The sequence below is a fragment of the Sulfuriflexus mobilis genome (assembly GCF_003967195.1).
Taxonomy (GTDB): Bacteria; Pseudomonadota; Gammaproteobacteria; order AKS1; family AKS1; genus Sulfuriflexus; species Sulfuriflexus mobilis.
In genome coordinates, this window is sequence record NZ_AP018725.1 from 2,621,504 (window position 1) to 2,641,139 (window position 19,636).

At 53.8% G+C, this 19,636-nt stretch carries 19 protein-coding genes; 7 read left to right on the forward strand and 12 right to left on the reverse strand.

Annotation, left to right across the window (positions count from 1 at the left end):
- Positions 1 to 158 precede the first annotated feature (158 nt).
- The 3 genes from EL386_RS13020 to EL386_RS13030 all read left to right on the forward strand — a co-directional run bounded on the left by EL386_RS13020 (position 159) and on the right by EL386_RS13030 (position 2,783).
- The gene (locus tag EL386_RS13020) at positions 159 to 1,385 is read left to right on the forward strand and encodes a porin (RefSeq protein ID WP_126456662.1); all 1,227 of its coding nucleotides are present in this window, start codon (positions 159 to 161) and stop codon (positions 1,383 to 1,385) included.
- 86 nt (positions 1,386 to 1,471) lie between these two features.
- Positions 1,472 to 1,996, forward strand: coding sequence for an FMN-binding protein (locus EL386_RS13025; RefSeq protein ID WP_126456663.1), 525 nt, complete (start codon positions 1,472 to 1,474; stop codon positions 1,994 to 1,996).
- A 106-nt stretch (positions 1,997 to 2,102) separates the two neighbouring features.
- Positions 2,103 to 2,783 carry a PepSY domain-containing protein gene (locus tag EL386_RS13030; RefSeq protein ID WP_338057547.1) on the forward strand — a complete coding sequence of 227 codons (681 nt, stop codon included), beginning with the start codon at positions 2,103 to 2,105 and terminating at the stop codon, positions 2,781 to 2,783.
- 57 nt (positions 2,784 to 2,840) lie between these two features.
- Here the strand turns inward: EL386_RS13030 and EL386_RS13035 are convergent, their stop codons facing one another.
- The 3 genes from EL386_RS13035 to EL386_RS13045 form a co-directional block, all read right to left on the reverse strand.
- Positions 2,841 to 3,314 carry a DUF5063 domain-containing protein gene (locus EL386_RS13035; RefSeq protein ID WP_126456665.1) on the reverse strand — a complete coding sequence of 158 codons (474 nt, stop codon included), beginning with the start codon at positions 3,312 to 3,314 and terminating at the stop codon, positions 2,841 to 2,843.
- A 97-nt stretch (positions 3,315 to 3,411) separates the two neighbouring features.
- Positions 3,412 to 3,981, reverse strand: coding sequence for a peroxiredoxin (locus EL386_RS13040; protein ID WP_126456666.1), 570 nt, complete (start codon positions 3,979 to 3,981; stop codon positions 3,412 to 3,414).
- A gap of 38 nt (positions 3,982 to 4,019) precedes the next feature.
- A complete protein-coding gene (locus tag EL386_RS13045; RefSeq protein WP_126456667.1) occupies positions 4,020 to 4,184 on the reverse strand; it encodes a rubredoxin in 165 nt (54 codons plus the stop codon).
- Positions 4,185 to 4,304: 120 nt separating this feature from the next.
- On the opposite strand from EL386_RS13045, the gene thiD reads away from it, so the two are divergent.
- From thiD to hemL, 3 genes are all read left to right on the forward strand, one after another.
- On the forward strand, positions 4,305 to 5,132 hold the full coding sequence (thiD, locus tag EL386_RS13050) for a bifunctional hydroxymethylpyrimidine kinase/phosphomethylpyrimidine kinase (protein WP_126456668.1): 828 nt from the start codon (positions 4,305 to 4,307) through the stop codon (positions 5,130 to 5,132).
- Positions 5,129 to 5,758 carry a thiamine phosphate synthase gene (gene thiE / locus EL386_RS13055; RefSeq protein WP_126456669.1) on the forward strand — a complete coding sequence of 210 codons (630 nt, stop codon included), beginning with the start codon at positions 5,129 to 5,131 and terminating at the stop codon, positions 5,756 to 5,758. The genes thiD and thiE overlap by 4 nt, the downstream gene beginning before the upstream one ends.
- 152 nt (positions 5,759 to 5,910) lie before the next feature.
- Entirely contained in the window at positions 5,911 to 7,191 is a 1,281-nt protein-coding gene (hemL, locus tag EL386_RS13060; RefSeq protein ID WP_126456670.1) for a glutamate-1-semialdehyde 2,1-aminomutase, read from the forward strand.
- A 40-nt stretch (positions 7,192 to 7,231) separates the two neighbouring features.
- Here hemL and EL386_RS13065 read toward each other — a convergent pair whose 3' ends face one another.
- From EL386_RS13065 to EL386_RS13090, 6 genes are all read right to left on the reverse strand, one after another.
- Positions 7,232 to 7,711: an SRPBCC family protein gene (locus EL386_RS13065; RefSeq protein ID WP_126456671.1), complete on the reverse strand. Its 480-nt coding sequence runs from the start codon at positions 7,709 to 7,711 to the stop codon at positions 7,232 to 7,234.
- On the reverse strand, positions 7,708 to 8,055 hold the full coding sequence (locus tag EL386_RS13070) for an ArsR/SmtB family transcription factor (RefSeq protein WP_126456672.1): 348 nt from the start codon (positions 8,053 to 8,055) through the stop codon (positions 7,708 to 7,710). Before EL386_RS13070 ends, EL386_RS13065 begins: the two co-directional genes overlap by 4 nt.
- 193 nt (positions 8,056 to 8,248) lie before the next feature.
- Entirely contained in the window at positions 8,249 to 10,489 is a 2,241-nt protein-coding gene (locus EL386_RS13075) for an EAL domain-containing protein (protein ID WP_126456673.1), read from the reverse strand.
- 407 nt (positions 10,490 to 10,896) lie between these two features.
- Positions 10,897 to 11,073, reverse strand: a complete 177-nt coding sequence (locus EL386_RS13080; RefSeq protein ID WP_126456674.1) for a DUF3330 domain-containing protein — start codon at positions 11,071 to 11,073, stop codon at positions 10,897 to 10,899.
- A gap of 171 nt (positions 11,074 to 11,244) precedes the next feature.
- Positions 11,245 to 13,602, reverse strand: a complete 2,358-nt coding sequence (locus EL386_RS13085; protein WP_126456675.1) for an ATP-binding protein — start codon at positions 13,600 to 13,602, stop codon at positions 11,245 to 11,247.
- A 366-nt stretch (positions 13,603 to 13,968) separates the two neighbouring features.
- Entirely contained in the window at positions 13,969 to 15,162 is a 1,194-nt protein-coding gene (locus tag EL386_RS13090) for an NnrS family protein (RefSeq protein ID WP_126456676.1), read from the reverse strand.
- A 203-nt stretch (positions 15,163 to 15,365) separates the two neighbouring features.
- Between EL386_RS13090 and EL386_RS13095 the strand changes: the two genes are divergently transcribed.
- A complete protein-coding gene (locus EL386_RS13095) occupies positions 15,366 to 16,250 on the forward strand; it encodes a LysR family transcriptional regulator (RefSeq protein ID WP_126456677.1) in 885 nt (294 codons plus the stop codon).
- Between the two features lie 85 nt (positions 16,251 to 16,335).
- On the opposite strand, the gene EL386_RS13100 is transcribed toward EL386_RS13095, so the two are convergent.
- The 3 genes from EL386_RS13100 to EL386_RS13110 form a co-directional block, all read right to left on the reverse strand.
- Entirely contained in the window at positions 16,336 to 18,252 is a 1,917-nt protein-coding gene (locus EL386_RS13100; RefSeq protein WP_126456678.1) for a methyl-accepting chemotaxis protein, read from the reverse strand.
- Between the two features lie 130 nt (positions 18,253 to 18,382).
- A complete protein-coding gene (locus EL386_RS13105; RefSeq protein ID WP_126456679.1) occupies positions 18,383 to 18,982 on the reverse strand; it encodes an LON peptidase substrate-binding domain-containing protein in 600 nt (199 codons plus the stop codon).
- A gap of 24 nt (positions 18,983 to 19,006) precedes the next feature.
- Positions 19,007 to 19,630 carry a flavin prenyltransferase UbiX gene (locus EL386_RS13110; protein ID WP_420856735.1) on the reverse strand — a complete coding sequence of 208 codons (624 nt, stop codon included), beginning with the start codon at positions 19,628 to 19,630 and terminating at the stop codon, positions 19,007 to 19,009.
- Positions 19,631 to 19,636: the final 6 nt, after the last annotated feature.

The window sequence follows — 19,636 nt, forward strand, 5'->3', positions numbered from 1 at the left end:
AAATGAGAATGATTATCAACAACTATATCAGAATTTGTCTATTTATGGAATTAGACTGCATGATGTTAATCTTAATGAGAATGATTTGCATTTAGATTACAGTTATGTACAATCCTTCCACTCAAGAATGCATATTGTTCACCCTGTGGAGGTTTTAAATGAAATACCCAGTTTTATTACGCCAGAGTATCGTGCTGACGGCACTGACGACGACCGGACTGGTACACGCCGCAGCCGGACCGGCCCCCACTATTGAGGAATTGTGGACCGTTATTCAGGCTCAGCAAAAACAGCTTGAGGCACTGAAGGCCAAGGCGCAGCAGACTGAAGAAAAGGTTGAGGCGACGGGTGAAATACTCGAGCAGCAGGTCGCCAGCAGCGGTGGTCACGGTGGCAGCGGCAAGACCACGATCGGTGGCTACGGTGAACTGCATTACAATAACCTTGAAGCCGGTGATGGCACCGATACCAAGGAAATCGACCTGCACCGTTTTGTTGTGTATTTTGGTCACGAATTCAATGAACGTACTCGCTTCGTTTCCGAACTCGAAGTCGAACACGGTGGGGTGGAGGCCGATGGCAGCCCGCTCGATGGCGAAGTCGAGGTGGAACAGGCCTATGTCGAGTTTGATATTAATGATGAGGTCAGCGCCAAGGGCGGTGTCTTCCTGCTGCCCGTGGGTATTATCAATGAGACCCATGAGCCACCGACCTTCTATGGTGTAGAGCGTAACCCCGTAGAAAGCGTCATTGTTCCGGCGACCTGGTGGGCCGGTGGTGCCGCGGTCACCGGTAATTTTGCCAACGGACTCAGCGCCGACCTGGCCCTGCACTCCGGCCTGCAGATCCCGACCACGGGTAGCAGTGCCTTCCGCATTCGCAGTGGCCGTCAGAAAATTTCTAATGCCAATGCCAATGACCTCGCCATGACCGGTCGCCTGAAATATACCGGCATCCCCGGGCTCGAACTGTCCGGCTCGGTTCATTACCAGAACGATATCAGCCAGGTCAGTGGCGACGGTGCCGACGAGGCCACCCTGCTCGAGGCCCACGCCATCTGGAACCGCGGCCCGTTTACCGCCAAGGCCCTGTATGCGAGCTGGGATATCGACGGTGATGCCGTTGAAGCCGCCGACGCTGACAAGCAGGATGGCTACTATGTCGAGGGTAGTTACAAACTGACCAAGGAATTCGGGGTCTTTGCGCGCTTTAATGATGTTGATGGTGTCCGTGTTCAGGACGAGTTCGACCAGGTCGATGTCGGTTTCAACTGGTGGCCGCATGAAGATGTCGTCATCAAGGTCGACTACATGGATCGTGAAAACGATAACGACAGTGATCGTGACGTGGATGGGTTTAATGTTGGCATCGGCTATCAATTCTAAGTTTATTTTCCTTAGAAATACTATACTGTAGGCCATTATGTACAGGGTACCTCGGTGCCCTGTACATTTTTTTTCAGGAAACAACGATGATTCGCATACTTGGCCTGTTACTCATTAGTCTGCTGCCAATAACAAGCTCGGCACGTGGTGTCTACCAGGAACCGACTGCGTTTATTAATGAGGTCTTCGCCGGCAAGCCGCCGGCGGTCAGTCGTCTCTGGCTAACCGGGACATTGAAAGAGGATGCCAGCGAAATCCTTGGTCACCCACCCGCCAGCCTGCGCCTGCGCTACTGGGGCCAGGCCAGGCGCACGGCCTGGGTATTGGAGGAAATTGGCAAGGAAAAACCGATTACCGTCGGTATTGTCATAAATGCAAATCGCATAGAGCGTATTAAGGTATTAATTTTCAGAGAAAGTCGTGGCTGGGAAGTTCGTCATGACTTTTTTACCGCGCAATTCAGCAATATTGGTTTGCAAGCTGATCGCGACTTGGACAAGCCCATTGATGGTATCAGTGGCGCAACCCTGTCGGTGCGTGCCCTGAAAAAATTATCACGCCTTGCATTGTATCTCCATCAACACACACCGTTCGCCCATGACGCGCCATAAACATAAAAAACCGTTCGCCATAAAACTACGCTCGTTATATTTGTGGCACCGGTATATCGGCCTGAGTGTTGCACTACTGACAGTCATCCTGGCTGTCAGCGGGCTGATGTTAAACCACACTGACCGGCTTGGACTTGATCGACAGCATGTCGCATCTGAATGGTTGCTCGACTGGTATGGCATTGAGGCGCCCGCGAGGCTGTCCAGCTACCCGGTTGCACAAGAGCATGTCAGCCTGGTTGAAGACCGTCTCTACCTGGGGCAACGTGTCCTGCCGGGTCATTACACCCAGCTTGTCGGTGTGCTGTCTTTTGACAAACTGATCATCATCGCCGTCGATCAACAACTGCTCATCGCAACCAGCGGGGGCGAGATCGTTGAGCGTATCGGTGAGGTTGAAGGCCTGCCGGCAGCACCACTGGCCATTGGCCGGCTTGGCAACCGGCAACTCGCCCTGCGCACCGCAGACGGGATTTATCTGACCAATGTGGAATTTACGGCCTGGCAAGCTGGCAGCCTGGCCCCGACGGATATCGACTGGTCAACCCCTGGTACTTTGCCCGACAAACTGGGGCAAACACTCCGACGCCATTACCAGCAAAGCACTTTGCCAGTCGAACGGGTTGTCCTGGATATTCACAGTGGCCGGATTCTCGGCAGTTTCGGTGTTTATCTGATGGATATAGCCGCCATCCTGCTAATCATACTGGCTGCCTCCGGCAGCCTGATCTGGGCGCAACAACTACACAAGCGCCTGACACACCGCAATAAAAAAACCGGCAATTAATCTGCCGGTTCATTGCAGCCAGGCCCGTCGGCCTTACTTGGACAGTCAGTTTTCCGCCTAGTGGCTCAGGGTCGAGGCCGCCGGGTTGAGCTGACGTTCGGCATCGATCAGGTGATGCCGCCAGTGAAATTCATAACTGTGCTGCCAGTCACGCGCCGCCAGCTGCGGGTTGTTATCCAGCAACTTCAGGCCGCGTTTCAGATCGAAATAAATATCGGTGATGTCATCGGCGAGGCTGCCGGAGAGACGCTGTCCTTCGAGGCCGTCATATTCATAATTGTAGCCATCACGCTCACCCAGGGCCTTATAGAGTTGGGTAAATAACTCAAAGCGCTCATCGTAATCGGTGCTCGATTCATAAACCGACATATCCTGGTTATGACCCAGCGCGCTCACGGCCTCTTCCAATTGGGGTAACAAGACCGACATATCGACTAACCATGGCTCAACAGCCTTTTCATCGAAAGACTCGACCAATTGGCAAAAACGCTCTGCCAGGTCTGCCATTTGCTGTGTTGTCTCATTCGCCATCGGTCTTCCCCTCGTGCTTATTGTTCATTTTTACTTATTTCTAAGTGTAGCCAAAAATATGAATATTTATAGGCCACCTGTCATACCTTTATTATTGCTAATGCCCTGTTTTAACAGACTGTTTTTGCAAGGCCTGTAAATCCCTGAGGATTTCACCGGCATGCTGTCGGGGGCTGACGCGAGCATAGTGGCGGGCGATACGCCCTTGCGGGTCAATAATAAAGCTCTGCCGACGGGCAAACTTGATAGGACCAAAACCACTGAGCACGCCATAGGCGGCGGCAAATTTTTTCTCACCATCGGCCAGCAGTGAAAACGGCAGGTGGTACTTGGCGGCAAAGGCCTTGTGTGAGGCTAGATCATCCAGGCTCACACCCATGACCACGGCGCCAAGTGCCTTAATCCGGTAATACTCATCACGAAACTGGCAGGCCTCGGCGGTACAGCCGGGGGTATCGTCTTTCGGGTAGAAATACAGCACCAGCCACTGGCCGCGATAATCTTCAAGACGTTGACGCTGGCTGTTTTGGTCCAGCAGGTCAAAGGCTGGTGCGTCCTCGCCCACCACCGGGCCGGCACTGGCCGGGGCGCTGCGCAATACCAGTATGGCCAGCAATAGCAAGGCTAATAGGAACAGCCCAATAGGGAGAAAATAACCCGTGCTCATCGTGCGTCGTCCTTGCGCCCCCTTCCACGAGCAGGGCGTTAAATTGCCACCATTTCAAAGTCTTCCTTGCCGGCACCACATTCCGGGCACTTCCAGTTCGGCGGTACGTCTTCCCACTTGGTGCCTGCGGCAATCCCTTCCTGGGGATAACCCTGTTCCTCATCGTAGATAAACCCGCAAATCACGCACATATAGGTCTTCATGAAATTATTTTCCTTTTTCTAATCCAGTCGGCCTTATTCATACCGACACAGCGACGGGCATGATAACCTAGTTACTTTGTTTCCGGCTTTATTCTAAGCTGCCGATATTGAAACCGAATTATGTCACGACAGCAAGCCAGCCCCATCATCCTGTGTTTTTCCGGCCATGACCCGATTGGTGGTGCGGGTATACAGGCCGACATTGAGGCGATCGCCGCACAAAGTGCCCATGCCGCAACCCTGATCACCGCATTGACCGTGCAGGATACGCGTAATGTGCAACGCATCGAGCCGGTCGCTGCCGAAACCTTGCGCGAGGCCGCCAGTGCCGTGCTCAAGGACCTGCCCGTTGCCGCCTTCAAGATCGGCCTGCTCGGCAGTGCCGAGATTGCGCAGACCGTCGCCAATATCATCCGTCAGCACCCCGGTATCCCACTGGTGTTGGACCCGGTGCTGGCCGCCGGCGGTGGCAAGAAGCTGAGCGATGACAGGCTGCTCGAGGTGATGCGTAAGCAGCTACTGCCCCTGGCGACCCTGCTGACACCGAACAGCCTCGAGGCACGCCAGCTGAGCGGGGAGGAAGACCTCGACCTGGCGGCACAACAACTCCTCAGCATGGGTTGTAAAAACGTACTCATCACCGGTACTCACGAAGCGACCGACCGAGTATATAACACCCTGTATACTGCTGCGGGCCAGCAGGTGTTTGAGTCCGAACGTCTGCCCGGCGATTACCACGGCTCCGGCTGTACCCTGGCCGCCACTCTCGCCGCCCGTCTGGCGCTGGGCGAAGAGGCCACCTCCGCCTGTCACCATGCCCTTGCCTATACCGAACACTGCCTGCGCCGTGCCCATTCACCCGGGCACGGCCAGTCGTTACCGGGGCGTATTAAAAAAGACCATGAACAGAATGCTATTGAAGATTTAAACCCTGACAAAGACTTATGACTAAAAATACTCTTAAAGGCCTGTATGTCATCACTGATGATCAACTCAGCGGTGAGCACTTACTGACACACGTGCAACAGGCGCTGGCCGGCGGCGCCCGCCTCGTCCAGTACCGCAACAAGACCGGCAGCGAGGCCGTGCGTGAACACACAGCGCGTGCCGTGCTCGAACTGTGCCGTGAACAGCGCGTGCCCTTGTTGATCAATGATGATATCGAACTCGCTGCGAAGATCGGTGCCGACGGCGTGCACCTCGGCCAGGATGATGGCCGGGTCACGGCGGCGCGCAAGCGATTGGGGAGTGGCGCCATCATCGGCGTGACCTGCCACGCCTCGCTGGCACTGGCGCAGACGGCAGAGGGTGAAGGCGCCAGTTACGTGGCCTTTGGCCGCTTCTTTGACTCGCAGACCAAGCCCGAGGCCCCGTCCGCCGAGCTGGACATCCTGCGCGAGGCCCGGGCCGCACTGGATATCCCCCTCTGCGCCATCGGTGGCATCACGCCCGACAACGCCCCGGCCCTGCTCGAGGCCGGCGCCGACCTGCTGGCCGTGATCTATGGCGTCTTTGGCCAGCCGGATGTTGCCGCCGCCGCAGAACGTTACACACAACTATTCAATTTCGAGTAAAAAACGCAGAGGTCGCAGAGGCGCAAAGGCCGCAAAGTTGTTAAAATAACCTAAAATTATGATCGTAAGCACTCTGGTATTTCTTCGCGCCCTTTGCGCCTCTGCGATCTTTGCGTTACTAACTCCTCTACTCAAACAGTCAGGAAATATAAATGTCCCGTTCGCATGATCTATTTGTCGCCGCCCAGCAACATATCCCCGGTGGGGTGAATTCCCCGGTCCGCGCCTTCAAGGGCGTCGGCGGTGACCCGGTGTTCTTCAAACGTGCAAAAGGTGCCTACCTGTTTGATGAAGACGACAAGCAGTACATTGACTACGTCGCCTCGTGGGGCCCGGCGATCCTCGGTCACGCCCAGCCGGATGTGATCAAGGCAGTCCAACAGGCGGCAGAGAATGGCCTGAGCTTCGGCGCGCCGACCGCAATCGAGACCGAGATGGCCAACACGCTGTGCGAGATCGTGCCGTCGATGGACATGGTGCGCATGGTCAGCTCCGGCACCGAGGCGACCATGAGCGCGATCCGCCTCGCCCGTGGTTACACCGGCCGCGACAAGATCGTCAAGTTCGAGGGCTGTTACCACGGCCATGCCGACTCACTGCTGGTCAAGGCCGGTTCGGGCATGCTGACCCTCGGTGTGCCGACCTCGCCGGGCGTACCGGCCGGGCTCGCCAACCACACGATTACCCTCACCTACAATGACATCGAACAAGTCAAACAGGTATTTTCTGAGATCGGCGATCAGATCGCCTGCATCATCGTCGAACCGGTGGCCGGCAACATGAACTGTATCCCGCCCCTGCCCGGTTTCCTCGAGGGGCTGCGCGAGGTCTGTGATGCACACGATTCTGTACTCATCCTCGATGAGGTCATGACCGGTTTTCGTGTCTCGCTCGGTGGCGCCCAGGGCTACTACAACATCACGCCGGACCTGACCACGCTCGGCAAGGTCGTCGGCGGCGGCATGCCGGTCGGCGCCTTCGGTGGCAAGAAGGCGATCATGGAACACATCGCTCCGCTCGGTCCCGTCTATCAGGCCGGCACCCTGTCCGGCAACCCGATCGCCATGGCCGCCGGCCTGAAGACCCTGCAGCTGATCAGTGAACCCGGTTTCTACGACGCGCTCGCCGCCAAGGTGGATAAGCTGGTCAGCGGCATCATGGCTGCGGCGAAAAACGCCGGCGTGCCGATGACCGAAAACCACGTCGGCGGCATGTTCGGCCTGTTCTTCACCGATGCCGACAAGGTCAGTAACTTCGCACAGACCTCAGAGTGCGATGTCGAGCGCTTCCAGAAGTTCTTTCACGGCATGCTCGAAGAAGGTATCTATCTGGCACCGAGTGCCTACGAGGCCGGCTTCGTTTCCAGCGCACATACCGATGCGGATATTGAGGCGACGATCGCCGCCGCGGCCCGGGTATTGGCCACACTGTAATAAAATATTCACCGCCCTGCATGGGCGGTGAACAGTGCCGCTATTTCGAGAGGTATTCTTCCAGGCACTCGAGCGTGCCCTGCCAGCCACCCTCGTGTGCGCGGCGCAGTTCCTCATTCGGCAGGCGCTCATGGGTCAGGACGATATCCGTGCCGGCGGCCGTTGCCGTAAACTCGATCGTCAGCAGCGTCTCGCCGATGTCGGCAGCGTTTTCGATCCAGCCGAAGGTCATGACAATCCTTTCATCCGGCTTGATCTCAACAAAGCTCCCGGCACAGACGGAGTCCGCCTCCGGGTCACCCTTGCAGTCATGGTCTTCACGCACGGGGATCATGCGGATCTGGTAGTCACCCCCCTCGCGAAAATCATATTCCTCTACCTTGCAGTCGTGTGAGTGAGGGCCGAACCACTGACCGAGTACCTCGGCCTTCGTCCACGCCTCGAATACGCGCTCACGGGGAAACACGTAGGAATGACTGAGTTTTACAACCTCCGTTGCCGTTTCTGCTGCCATGGTCATTTTTTACCCTCCTTGTTCGAAGTTGTCTCCAGATAACGCCCCAATGCCTCCAGTTGTTGCTCCCAGAAGCGCTGATAGTGTTCAACCCAGGACATCGCGGCCTGCATCGGTGCCGGGTTGACGACAAAACGGTGTACCCGACCCTCTTTTTTCCGCTGTATCAGCCTGGCCTTTTCCAACACCCGCAAGTGCTTGGATACCGCCGGCAGGGACATGCCAAATGGCGCCGCCAGTTCCGTTACCCGTGCCTCGCCCTCTGCCAGACGGGCCAGGATCGCACGCCGAGTCGGGTCTGAGAGGGCGCCAAAGGTGGCATCCAGCTCGTTGTCTTTATATTTAACCATATGGTTAAATATATGTCGGGTTCTGGCCGATGTCAAGTCCTACAGTCATAATAGCTGCCCAGGGATATATGACCGTGAGGGTCAATGCGATAACGGTGAGGGGGCTGACCCTATACGGGTCATAAAGCGGACGTGCCGATGTCGATATTCGAGGTAAGCCCTTATTACCGGGGATGCCGCCGCCTGGCAGGGTTTAACGATTATGCGCTGTCGCCGCTAAGGGCGCATCGTTTCGCAACCAGCGGGCAAGGTCTTCTGCTGGCTGGGGCCTGGCCATGTAATATCCCTGGCCCCGGCCACAACCCAGCGCCGCCAGGAAATTGAATTGCTGTTCGGTTTCAATGCCCTCCGCAACAACATCGAGGCCCAATCCTTGCGCCATGGTGATAATGGTCGATGCGATCTGTGCATCCGATTTATCGTCGGGTATATTCCTAATGAATGAACGATCGATCTTTAGTGTATCGATAGGCAGCTGTTTGAGGTAACTGAGACTGGAATAGCCCGTACCAAAATCATCAATCGACAGTTCCACCCCTTCACTCTTAAGCTTGTCAAAGACCTCGGCCACTTTATCTGAAATATTCAGGAACATGCGTTCAGTAATTTCCAGTTCCAGCCGCTGTGGGTCAAGTCTGGCATTGCGTAATGCCCGCGCCACCGTGGCAAGGAGTTTGTTGTGCTCGAACTGCCTGGAGGAAACATTCACCGCCAAACGCAACGGGCTAAGACCCTGGTCATCCCATTCACGTACCTGGGCGCAGGCATGTTCCAGCACCCATTCTCCCAGTGGCACAATAAGGCCGGTCTCTTCTGCGAGCGGGATAAAACTGTCCGGGGGCACCAGTCCACGCTCGGGGTCTTCCCAACGCATTAATGCCTCCACACCCACTGGGCGTTGATCGGCAATATTAAATATCGGCTGATAATGCAGGCGTAATTCATCGCGTTCAAGCGCGTGGCGCAGGCGTGTCTCCAGACTCAATCGGTTACGAACCCGATTAGTAAATTCCGCATTATAGAACTGATAATTGTTACCGCCCTGCTCCTTGGCATGATACATGGCGACATCCGCATCTTGTAACAGACTGTCACTGGTATCATCGTCATCAGGGTACAAGGCCACACCGATACTCGCTGATGAATACACATCCGTCACGCCTATATCGAAAGGTGCGCGCATGCTCCTCAGCATACGTTTGCAAACGAGGTCGATATTGGATATATCAATAATGCCCGGCAGGATAGCGACAAATTCATCGCCACCAAAACGATTAATGGTGTCTTCATCACGCAAACAACCCTTAAGACGCTGGGCAACATGCGTAATAAGTTTATCGCCCGCATCGTGGCCGAGACTATCATTAATGGTTTTAAAACGGTCCAGGTCAATAAACAACACTGCCAACTTGTAGTCTCTACGGCAGGCACTGGCAATGGCAACCTTAAGCGTTTCCGAAAATGAGACCCTGTTTGGCAGGCCGGTAAGCGGGTCGTAGTAGGCCAGGCGATCGAGGTGTACCTGGGTTTTGCGTCGCTCATCTACCTCCGCCTGTAGCTCACGGGTGCGTGCCGACACCTGTCGGCGTAGCAATATCGCCAAGCCAGCCATCAGCATCACGATACTGAACAGCCCCAGTACGAGCCATAGTAACCAATCAGGGAAATGAGGTTTTATTGACTGGTTCATCCAGCGCTGTAAGGCCGCATAGTAGACCGAATGCGTATCAGCCTTGAATTGATTCAGTTGCACATCGATAGTGTCCAGTATCGCTTTATGCCGGGTATGTGGTGCGGCATAGTGAATATTGATGGGATTAAATACGATACCGGTTTCTACCAGATGATAGGCATTGGCGTTGACTGCACCAAAGAGACGATTGGCCACACCCACATCGGCCTCACCTGCGCGCACACTTTCCATGACATCGCTAAAGTTCTCACGCTCTACCAATTCCAGCTTTACGCCGAATTTTTCCACCAGTTCACGGAAAGCTGCCGCGTGTATGTTATTCCGCATTACCGCAACCCGTTTGCCCTCCAGCTCAAGCAATGAACCAATATTTGAATTGGTGCGGGTATAGATAAGCCCCCAGTTACTGATAAGTGCATTACGGCTAAACGAATACTTTTGGGCGCGTTTGTCCGAATAGGCAATCGCGGTCAGTATATCGATCTGGTGATTGTCGAGGCCCTTAAGATGATCTGCAAACGAACCCGGCACGAATTCCAGTTGCCAACCTTGCAGTTCGGCTATGGACCTGAGCGTATCAATGGCAATGCCGCGCCATTGCCCCCCCTCATCCTGCAAGACGATAGGCGGATTGTTCCAGACCCCGACGCGAATGCTTGTCCCGGGCTTATCCTGTAACGTATGTCCTGAGACAAGGCTTATAGGAAAAACAAGAAATAAAGCCAGAAATATTTTCTTCATGCCTTAACCCTAATCGCCCATTATCGTCTTTAGAATTTTCTTAATGTCGCGGCCCAGTCATGGTGGTATTGCTGATATAGCCAAGCAGGCGGCACCCGCCACAAGACTTCAAATTTCGTTGCAACCTGCTGAATTTTCTAATATTAACGACTAAACATCGTCTTTAGAAAAAGCCCATACACTATATATATCGGCTATGATATGGAAAACCTTAAGAAAAATATGATATGACTACCCGCGCTACGAGCAGACCGATAAGCCAGGAAAGCATCGGATTCCTTGCTGCCTGGCCCATCATGACAGGTATCTCGCAGAGGAATACCAGCCCTCCCCTTGGAACCTATGCCTACAAAAACAGCGAGGTTCAGGAGGTGGTAAATGTCGTGGTGACAGTCCTTCAGCCTGGATTATTTGTTTTCATCGGTGGTGTTCTGTAACCGCCATTTTGTATAACAGTCCAGACCACAAAAATGACGGACGTAATCGTCTGCCTCCTCATTTACTGCTTCAGAGACGGGGATCACCTTGAGACATACCTCGCACGGGACGTTTTCTTCTGCGCTCTGTTCTTTTCTATCGGCCATGGCCTATCCCTATGAATGCAAACCCTCAAGGATAAGAGATGAACCATTCATCTACGCGTTTACCCTTGTCTTTACTGAGTAAAGAGTAACGAAGGGAAAAGGTCAAGAACGGCAGGGTATTTAAGGGTGTGCTGATATTTGCGTATGGTTTTAAATTATATGCTGCGAGCCTCAACCACGCGAACAAGATCCGCTTTCCGATTCAATCACTGCGTCAATGGTACTTAATAACTCTTTAATGTTAAAAGGCTTGGTTAAATACGCATACGCACCGGCGGAGAGCAGCTTCTCGATTTGACGCTTTGTTGCATCGGCGCTGATAATCACTACGGGTATTTGCTGGGTTTCCGGGTGCGACTTCAGACGTGCCAGGACTTCATCCCCCATCAGGTCCGGCAAGTGCAGGTCCAATAGGATCAAGGCTGGCTTATGCTGGAAGGCCAGGTCGATCCCCATCTTGCCCTGCATCGCGGCGATCAATTCAATATGTGGCTTTCTCGATAGCGCGACCTCTACCAGGCGAAGATTGGCTATATTGTCCTCAATATAAAGCAACGTAACAGGCTTGACCTGTTCCTCATCAGTAGTTGTGGCCAGCCCCTGGTTTTCTTTCCCATCATGATGTTGCTCGGCCACCCCATCAATCAAAGGCAGTTCTATCCAAAACGTGCTGCCTACACCCAGTTCACTGTCCAGGCCCAGCTTACCGCCCATGGCCACGATGAGCGCCTTGCTCAGCGCCAGTCCAACACCACTGCCTTCTACCTCACTTTCATCGGCATTGAGGCGCTCGAAGGCCTCGAAAACCCGCTCATGACTTTCCGCGGCGATACCCGGGCCAGTATCGCTGACGCTGATGCGAATGATCTTATCGTTAGTCGCAGCACATGACAGCTGCACTGTGCCGCCATCATGATTATACTTAACCGCATTCGACAGTAGATTCAATATGACCTGCTTTAAGCGCTGGAGATCGGCGAACACGCTGACATTACAATCTTTGGGAATATTACCCTTGAGCTGAATGTTACGCTCGGCGGCAAGCGGGCGCATCAGGTTCCAGGTATCCTCCAACACACTGTATATGTGCACTGGCTCGGGGGACAGATTCTGGTGGCCGGATTCGATACGGGCGATGTCCAGCACCTCGTTAATCAAATCAGTCAGATGCCGGCCAGCCTTATGGATGTGCCCGACACTTTCACGCTCCCTTGCTCCGAGTTCATCCAGTTCAAGTATCTGCGCAAAGCCCACAATGGCATTCAAGGGTGTACGCAGTTCATGACTCATGCGCGAGAGAAAATCACTTTTCGCGCGGTTGGCACTTTCCGAGCTTTCTTTGGCGGCCAATAATTCGTCTCTGGAGGATTTTAACGCTTTGCACATTTTATTGAATGAGATGCCTAATTCGGCAAATTCATCATTTGTTTCAATTTTAGATTGCGCATCAAGATTGCCTTTCCCTATTGAGATTGACATAGCCTTCAGTTTTTCTATAGATCTGGTGATTGATCGATATAAACCATAACCAAGCAATGAGGCAATAAAAATACATGCAATCACCAAAGCAATAATATTCTTCTGAATTGAAGCCGCCTGCTCTCTGGCTAACTTGGTCTTATTGGTCTCCCAATCAAAATTATGCAACATCACTTCATTGCTGTATTTTTGCACCAAAGAGGTGGCGGAAGACAAATCCAGAACAGGCCCTCTATACTGCTGAATCTGAAAATCCCCATGTACCCTGTTGCCACTATCGTGGGCCTCCAGCAAAGTCTTCCCTGCCTGTAGTATTTTTCTTGCTTCGAATTCCATTTTATCTATTATATCGCCGGCCGCAGGATGATTTGTTAAGCGCCTGAGTGTTGTTATCCTCTCTCTTAATGATGCATGCCGTTTGAAAAATTTCTCTTTGTCGGCCGGCTCATTTAAGGCCAAGTACAACATTAAATGACCTTCCGCCCTTTTAGCATAACTGCCCGTTTCGGCGGCAATCGTAATGGGCTTTTGCCTGTTCAGGAATAGCGTGTTCTCATCGGCAAGCATAATTCCGATTTTTCTTATAGAGGAACTTCCATCATGAAATTTTCTAAGCTGTTCCCCGTATTGTTTAGTGTTGAATTTTCCGGTACTGGCCAGATCATTATTATATTCTTCAATCAAAGACATTCCTGTCTGTAAGATATTTTCTAACTCAAATTCCATTTTATAAATGAATTCTTTTTCTCTGGGTGACGTTAATTTCTCCTTGATTTCCTGTACCCGATTTTGTAGCGATACATAGCCTTCAGAAAGCTGCTCTTTGTCAAATGGGGCGTCCAGTGTTAGATGTAAAACCAGCTTACTCTCGAGGGTTTTGACCTGCCCGCTGAGTTCCGTCGCGGCTAAAACAATTGACCGAAAGTGTTCATCCTTTCCTTCATAGGATTTCGCCACATACTTACTCGCCAATGCCCCCAGGTAGCCAATTAACCCCATCAGGGACACCAGGATAAAAAGGATTGCGATGAGTTTATGTTTTACTTTCATAGGACAAAGCCAGTTTGTAGTTGATAACACCTGTTAAGCGATTAAATAGTTTCCACTGCCTCAGTGCCTTTGCCATTATGTGACATGCACCCTTAAGCCAGTGACGATTCGTCCCGGCATTACGAGAGAGGGCTCGCTATTGTTAAACAGATCGCAGGTTTACTTATAATGTTAGCAGTAGATGCCCTGCTTTTATAAAAACAATACTAATTTTGAGAATAATCAAGGCTTGGAAAAAATATATAAGAAGTTCATTGCCTGCAGATTATTTACTTCCGCCAATGAATAGCACGTAGATGGAAGTTGACTTAGATCCTCTGCACAAATCAAGTTTGAAGGATATCGGCTACGGTTTTAAACACCCGCCTAGCCATACTTGCCATCAACCCGTCCCTTCACCAGCATCGGTGCATAGACCAGCACGAAGCCGGTAAAGGCCGCCATCCATAACAACTGCGAAAGCATGATCCACATGGCATAACTGCCCGATGTCAGGATCGGCATGACTACACGAATAAAGGCACCACTGAACAACAACAGGAACAACACCGGCATCACCCGCGGCGGGGTAAACACATCACGCCCGGTATGGCCGAGTGTGATACGTGCCATCATGCCGAGTGTGATCATGCCAACGCCACCATAGGCAAAGGCATGGATGGCCAGCATTGGGTTGACCGTACTCCAGTAGGAGAGGGCCTTGAGGGCAAAACCAGCAACCAGCCAGGCATAGCCGAGATACAAACTCCAGAGCAGGGGCTTACTCCAAATACCGTTGCTGTACCAGCCGACCAGGCGCCAGGCATGCAGGACGGCTAATGCCGCGGCGGTGATGGCGGCAAGCATCGGTGAGACAACAAACACCTCGACAATGATGAATGCCAGCATCAGTGCCAAGCTGGTCAGATCCAGCCAGCGGTGGTTGACCAGGCTCACTGGTTGATCGACGCCCTTTTCGATAAAGAACGGGATCACGCGCCGGCCCATGAGCATAATGAGCGAGACAATAAGATACAGGGCCGTGTACAGGCCGAGCCGAATGCCGTCATCCAGTTCGTTAACTGCCCCAAGGTAAAACAATATATTACCGACCAGTAACAATAACACCTTGCTCCAGATCGCCAGGTGCTGCCACTGCCGTACCTTGACTATCGGGTATAACAGGGCGAGGCAAAGCCCGGCATTAAACATAAGGTCGAACGCCGCCATGAACAGCAGCGACTGCGGCGTATTCATGAATGGCATCAGGCGCGCCAGCAGCCATAACACGGCCAGCAACAACAATGGCATACCGTGCAGGGTTTGCACGCCGGTCCAGTTACGTTCTGCCGTGAGCAGAAAGCCGGCGATCACGGCCACAACATAACCATAGAGCATTTCATGCGCATGCCAGCTCACCGGTGACAGGTTCAGGCTGGCCGGCAGGTGCCCCTGATAGGTCAGGATCCATAACCAGCCACCTATCGATACCACGGCGAGGATGCTGGCCAGGAGGAAAAAGGGGCGAAAGCCGAGGTGCTGAAAACCAATACGATAGTGCCGCGCCTCTTCTATCTGCATGTCTAGTACACTCCAGTCGAATTCTGTCACCACTTTATCAGCTTGTGGATTTTTCTGCCCGTACCGGTCGTCAGCGCGAATCACTGGTCACGGGTGCATGGCCGCGAACGGCACACCTTTCACGCCGACATTTTTCATTCGCCTGCCAAGGTGATTTTCGACCCGGGATCCCCCATAATAATATTCCTAACAGGAATATAACTATGCTTCCGGATACAAACGGCTGGGCGGCCCTGCGTGCCGTGGTTGAACTCGGCGGGGTCAGCGAGGCGGCCAAGGCCCTGCATGTCGGCCAACCCGCGATCACCAAGCGCCTGCGGACCCTGGAAAAGGTCTATGGCATCCCCCTGACCGAACGCCGTGGCGGGCGCCTGCAACTCACCGCCGCCGGGGAAAAGGTCTACCTGCTCGCGGTACAGGCCCTCGATCGGCAACGGGCGCTGGCTGCGGAACTGCGTGTGCTCGCCAGCGGCCTGGAGAGTATGCGCCTGCAGGTCAACTTCGCCATTGGCGAGCATCTGTTACCGGACCTGCTGATACGCTTTGATGAGTTATACCCGAACTTTCGCGTCGAGAGCCGCATGGGTTATGGCCGCAAGATCCAGACCGAACTGGCCGCCGGCATTACCGACCTCGCCCTGCTCGAGCAGGCCCCGGACCACCCCGATGTGCTGGTGCAAAAATGGATGGACGATGAGTTGTGGTTGCTTTGCGGCCCCAGCCACCCCTTAACCGGTACGGACCTGTTACCCGTAGACGAACTGCGTGGCCTGAAATACGTCCTGCGTGAAAAACACTCTTCAATACGTGATGGCATGGACGAGGCCCTGCAACGTATCGGTATCGGACAGTTACAGGTCGCCATGGAAGTCGGTTCCAACGAGGCCATCACCGAGATACTCACCCGTGGCAAATATGTCAGCTTCCTGCCACGCTTTGCCGTGGAGGAGGCGGTCCGTAACGGCGAGCTGTTCCATATCAAGGTCAATGGTTTTCGCATCATCCGTACCCTGTGGATTGCCCGTCACCGTAGTAAACTCGATCACCCTGTGGCCGAGGCCTTTGTCGGTATGTTGCTGAAAAAATGACCCACCCGCCTGACCAGGCCATGCTGCATAAAAAAGACCGCAACGTTGCGGCCTTTTTTATTTCTATTCTGAAAGCAACTACGTCTTATATCCTGAAGCGGGCAACGATTGCCTGCAACTTGCCTGCCTGAAGATCGAGTTCAGTACCGGTTGCCGATGTCTGCTGCGAACCGTTGGAAATAATCGTCGCCATATCACTAATATTGACGATATTGCGATTAATCTCCTCGGCCACCGCAGACTGCTCCTCTGCAGCACTGGCAATCTGCGTATTCATATCATTGATCGATGAGATGGCCTGGGTAATCGTCGTCAGGGACTCACCCGCATGGCTGGCATGACCCACGCTCACCTCGGCCTGTTCACGACCATGTTGCATCACTGTCACGGCGTTACGTGAACCCTTTTGCAGGCTCTCAATCATTTCCTGGATTTCTTCGGTCGAGGCCTGGGTTCGACTGGCCAGGGTCCGTACCTCATCGGCGACCACGGCAAAACCACGCCCCTGTTCACCGGCACGCGCCGCTTCAATCGCCGCATTCAGTGCCAGCAGGTTGGTTTGTTCGGCAATACCGCGGATCACATCCAGTACCGTACCGATGCGCTCACTATCGCTCTCCACGGTATTGATCACCTCGGCGGCATTGTCGACCTCACTGGCCAGTGTGCGGATGGCGCTGATGTTCTGCTCGACTACGTTCTGGCCATCCATGGACTGTTCGTTGGCTGTCGCGGCAGAGCCGGCGGCATCCGAGGCGCTGCGTGCGACTTCCTGCACGGTCGCAGTCATTTCGTTCATGGCGGTCGCCACCTGCTCGATCTCGGCCTTTTGTTGCTGGATACTGCTGTCCAGTTCAACCGTGACCGCATTCATCTCGCCCGCAGCGGTGCTCAGATAGGCCGTGGAGTCGGCCACATCACTCACCAGCGCATGCACCTTTTCGGCAAACAGATTAAAACCGTGACAGAGTGCGGCCACTTCGTCCTTGCCATCAACCGCCAGACGTTTCGTCAAGTCGCCATCACCCTCGGCGATTTCCTGCATGGCGGTGGCGGCATGTTTGATGGGGCTGACAATCCCCCTGGCGATCAGACCTGAGATCAGCAGGCCGATCACGACCGCCACTACACCCAGGACCAGATTGAGGAGGGTGGCATTGTTCTGCTTCGTCGCATAGGTGCTCCTGTCCATGACGATTTCCAGTACGCCAATGGCATGACCACTAAAGTCCTCGATGGCCCTGGCATACGTTGCGACGCTCAATTCCTCGATATGACCATGGGCGAAAATATGATGACCCTTGAGGGCATCTTTCAGGTGGGCCTGAATTAATGTGGTCTTGTTCGCCAGGGTACTGGCAAAGGGTTCGAGGCCCTCACCTTTGATCACATGCAGGGCCACATCCACACCATAACGCTTTTTAAAACTGTCAAAGAAGGGCTGGCCGAAAGACATGCCAAACTCGACGGAACCGATATGCTGACCCTCGTGTTTCACCGGCACAATGCCTCGCAGGCCGAGACCGGCCACACCCTTTTCAATACCGCCCACCGCTTCGACTTTTTGATTGGTTTCCACCACGGTCTTTCTGAATGATGACAGGTCATCGCCGAACTTTTGCGGCTTGTGCACGCGCAGATAGGAGATTGCCGGCGGCTCATGGAACTGGAACTGGCGGGCACCATAGTCTTTTTTCAATGTGGCAAACCCCGGCACAAACATGGACGCCAGGGCCTCACGGTCTTTGTCGGCAAAGGCCTTTTGCACCTGTGGGATCCCCGCAACCACGGCACTCATGGCACGTGCCACGCGAGTTTCTGCACCAATCGAATTCTGGATGTTTTCAAAAATACTCTGGAGTTCGCGCTGCTCAGCCTCACTAATTATGTCGTTCATACTCTGCTGGACGACAGTCACAATCACCGCGACTGCGAGAACCAGCACGCCGGCGCTGCCCACGGCGATGCGGGTACCAATGGAAAAGTTCTGTAGAGTCTTCATAGCCGGTGCCTCGTGTCCTCATAGATAAAAAGCTGCTGATGGACAGGCTATCGACCTGGTGGCAGATATATTTAACACAAAAATAGTGCCGTATTTTCCGCGCAAGTGGGACAGGGACCAGGACGGTCTTTCAGGAACGGTCGATCTCGGCGAGGATGGCACTCAGGCGTTCGAGGCGTTCAAGCGGGTCATCGAGTTGCAGGAAATACTGCTTTTGTACCAGGGAAATTGGCAGTAGTTCGGCCAGGCGGTAACTGACCCAGCCAGCCTGATCGTAATATTTCGGCAAGGTGGTATACGGGTGCCCCAACTCCTGCAACATATCCCTGACCATATTCGCCAGCATTTCAAAACGCGAGGGAAGTTCAACCACGGGCTCATTTTCAAAAAGCTCCACCCGCGCGGTGGTGAGTTGGTTCTTGCCCACTTCATGGTCGAGAATCCGGAAACGTTGCTGGCCACGCACGGTAACACCGAGCAGGCCATCCGGTAACTGTTGCCAGTAACTAATGGTGGCGAGTGTACCCTGTTCAAAACTCTCCGCGGCCTTGCCGGTCTCCTTGCCTTCACTAATCAGGCAGACACCGAAACCACTGTCGGTCTTCAGACAGTCACCCACCATATCAAGATAACGCGGTTCAAAGACGCGCAGCGGCAGGGCACCACCCGGGAATAACACCGTGTGCAAGGGGAAGAGCGGGATCTCCAATGTTTGTCCGGTTGCTGTCATCGGTGTCTCCCTGTCACGTCTGGCTCAAGGCGCATTATCTGAACCCCAGCTGGGCAAGAGGTCATGACCGATACCCAGCTGGTCGAGGATGCGTGCGACGATAAAATCGACCATGTCATCGATCGTCTGCGGCCCCTGGTAAAAACCCGGGTTGGCCGGCAACATGACCACACCCAAACGGGCCAATTTAAGCATATTCTCCAAGTGAATGGCCGACAAGGGGGTCTCGCGCACGACCATGATCAGGGGCAGGCCTTCCTTAATGGCAACATCGGCAGCCCGTTCAATCAGGTTATTGCTCGAGCCACAGGCCACTGCCGACAGCGTACCAGTTGTACAGGGACAGATCACAGTGGCATCGGCCGCGCCGCTGCCACTGGCGACCGGTGCCGTCCATTGATCCTTAGCGAAGACCTGCAACTGCCCTGCCGCCGCGCCATAACGTGCAGTAAAATAGGCCTGCATCTCGGTGGGGCGACCCGGCACATCAAGCACGGTCTCCATCGATAACACCACCTGTCCCGGTGGTGAGACCATCAGATACACCTGTGCACCGGCGGCAATCAGGCACTCGAGCAGGCGCAGGCCATAGGGGGCACCCGAAGCACCGGTCATGGCCAGGGCAATGGTCTTGTCGCTCGGTTCGATGTTCAT

What these genes read in the sequence shown, in the direction of transcription:
- EL386_RS13020 (WP_126456662.1), top strand. Translation starts at nt 159, where the DNA reads ATGAAATACCCAGTTTTATTACGCCAGAGTATCGTGCTGACGGCACTG.
- EL386_RS13025 (WP_126456663.1), top strand. Translation starts at nt 1,472, where the DNA reads ATGATTCGCATACTTGGCCTGTTACTCATTAGTCTGCTGCCAATAACA.
- EL386_RS13030 (WP_338057547.1), top strand. Translation starts at nt 2,103, where the DNA reads ATGTTAAACCACACTGACCGGCTTGGACTTGATCGACAGCATGTCGCA.
- EL386_RS13035 (WP_126456665.1), bottom strand. Translation starts at nt 3,314, where the DNA reads ATGGCGAATGAGACAACACAGCAAATGGCAGACCTGGCAGAGCGTTTT.
- EL386_RS13040 (WP_126456666.1), bottom strand. Translation starts at nt 3,981, where the DNA reads ATGAGCACGGGTTATTTTCTCCCTATTGGGCTGTTCCTATTAGCCTTG.
- EL386_RS13045 (WP_126456667.1), bottom strand. Translation starts at nt 4,184, where the DNA reads ATGAAGACCTATATGTGCGTGATTTGCGGGTTTATCTACGATGAGGAA.
- thiD (WP_126456668.1), top strand. Translation starts at nt 4,305, where the DNA reads ATGTCACGACAGCAAGCCAGCCCCATCATCCTGTGTTTTTCCGGCCAT.
- thiE (WP_126456669.1), top strand. Translation starts at nt 5,129, where the DNA reads ATGACTAAAAATACTCTTAAAGGCCTGTATGTCATCACTGATGATCAA.
- hemL (WP_126456670.1), top strand. Translation starts at nt 5,911, where the DNA reads ATGTCCCGTTCGCATGATCTATTTGTCGCCGCCCAGCAACATATCCCC.
- EL386_RS13065 (WP_126456671.1), bottom strand. Translation starts at nt 7,711, where the DNA reads ATGACCATGGCAGCAGAAACGGCAACGGAGGTTGTAAAACTCAGTCAT.
- EL386_RS13070 (WP_126456672.1), bottom strand. Translation starts at nt 8,055, where the DNA reads ATGGTTAAATATAAAGACAACGAGCTGGATGCCACCTTTGGCGCCCTC.
- EL386_RS13075 (WP_126456673.1), bottom strand. Translation starts at nt 10,489, where the DNA reads ATGAAGAAAATATTTCTGGCTTTATTTCTTGTTTTTCCTATAAGCCTT.
- EL386_RS13080 (WP_126456674.1), bottom strand. Translation starts at nt 11,073, where the DNA reads ATGGCCGATAGAAAAGAACAGAGCGCAGAAGAAAACGTCCCGTGCGAG.
- EL386_RS13085 (WP_126456675.1), bottom strand. Translation starts at nt 13,602, where the DNA reads ATGAAAGTAAAACATAAACTCATCGCAATCCTTTTTATCCTGGTGTCC.
- EL386_RS13090 (WP_126456676.1), bottom strand. Translation starts at nt 15,162, where the DNA reads ATGCAGATAGAAGAGGCGCGGCACTATCGTATTGGTTTTCAGCACCTC.
- EL386_RS13095 (WP_126456677.1), top strand. Translation starts at nt 15,366, where the DNA reads ATGCTTCCGGATACAAACGGCTGGGCGGCCCTGCGTGCCGTGGTTGAA.
- EL386_RS13100 (WP_126456678.1), bottom strand. Translation starts at nt 18,252, where the DNA reads ATGAAGACTCTACAGAACTTTTCCATTGGTACCCGCATCGCCGTGGGC.
- EL386_RS13105 (WP_126456679.1), bottom strand. Translation starts at nt 18,982, where the DNA reads ATGACAGCAACCGGACAAACATTGGAGATCCCGCTCTTCCCCTTGCAC.